1 protein-coding gene is annotated in these 489 nt (G+C 61.3%); it reads left to right on the plus strand.

Going from position 1 to position 489, the window contains the following annotated elements; genetic code table 11:
* Positions 1-489: RHS repeat domain-containing protein (locus PMI22_RS07845; RefSeq protein WP_007947582.1), on the plus strand; the 489-nt coding region annotated here is incomplete at both ends.

Below are 489 nucleotides of genomic sequence, written 5' to 3' on the forward strand. Positions count from 1 at the left end.
CCGAATTCTTCTGGCAAGGCGACAACCTCATCGCCGAAAGCAGCCGCGAACACTACCGCAGCTACGTCTACGAACCCGACAGCTTCCGCCCGCTGGCCATGCTCGACGGCAAAGGCCCACGCAAGGCCTGCCCGTTTTACTACCAACTCGACCACCTCGGCACCCCGCAGGAACTGACCGATTTTGGCGGCGAGATTGTCTGGTCGGCCAAGTACAACGCCTATGGCAAGGTCACGCATCTGGCGCTGGGCGGGGGAGAGCAGCTTGAGCAGCCGTTGCGCTTTCAGGGGCAGTACTTCGACGCCGAGAGCGGCCTGCACTACAACCGGCATCGGTACTATGATCCGGATGTTGGACGGTACCTGACGCCAGACCCGATCAAGTTGGCGGGTGGGTTGAATCAGTACCAGTACACGCCGAATCCGACGGGGTGGGTTGATCCGTTGGGGTTGAGCGGGAACTGTCCGCCACCGAATAAGCCTGGGTGTG

The organism is Pseudomonas sp. GM21, assembly GCF_000282215.1.
Classification (GTDB): Bacteria; Pseudomonadota; Gammaproteobacteria; order Pseudomonadales; family Pseudomonadaceae; genus Aquipseudomonas.